The sequence below is a fragment of the Streptomyces sp. AC627_RSS907 genome, assembly GCF_019049165.1.
Genome location: NZ_JAGMUE010000587.1, coordinates 1 through 625 on the forward strand (window position 1 = coordinate 1; position 625 = coordinate 625).

At 72.3% G+C, this 625-nt stretch carries 1 protein-coding gene; it reads right to left on the bottom strand.

Going from position 1 to position 625, the window contains the following annotated elements:
- Positions 1 to 170: 170 nt before the first annotated feature.
- The coding region (locus KUM32_RS37235; protein ID WP_217146282.1) for a pseudouridine synthase at positions 171 to 625 on the bottom strand (455 nt) is incomplete at its 5' end.

Consider the following 625-nt stretch of genomic DNA (forward strand, 5'->3'; position numbering starts at 1 on the left):
CCGGACCGCGGTGGCCGGGATGATGGAGGTCAAGCGGGACGAGGAGGGGCGCGCGGTGTCGCTCGGCCCCTGGTCGTGACCGGGGCCGTGGCCGGCCCCGGGGCCGGCCACGCCGGGGGCGGGCCGCCTGGCCCGCCCGCGCCGCACGCACCCCGGGCCGTGCGGCGTGGTTAGAGGTCCACCTCGCGCATGAGCATCCCGACCTCGGTGTTGGTCAGCCGGCGCAGCCAGCCCGACTTCTGGTCGCCGAGCGGGATCGGGCCGAAGTTCGTGCGGACCAGCTTCTCGACCGGGAACCCGGCCTCGGCGAGCATGCGGCGCACGATGTGCTTGCGGCCCTCGTGCAGCGTGACCTCGACCAGGTAGTTCTTGCCGACGTTCTCGACGACCTTGAAGTGGTCGGCGCGGGCGTACCCGTCCTCCAGCTCGATGCCGTTCTTGAGCTGCTTGCCGAGGTCGCGCGGGATGGGGCCCTGGATCGCGGCGAGGTAGGTCTTCTTCACGCCGTACCGGGGGTGGGTGAGGCGGTGCGCCAGCTCGCCGTGGTTGGTGAGCAGGATGATGCCCTCGGTCTCCGTGTCGAGGCGCCCGACGTGGAAGAGCCGGGTCTCGCGGTTGGTGACGT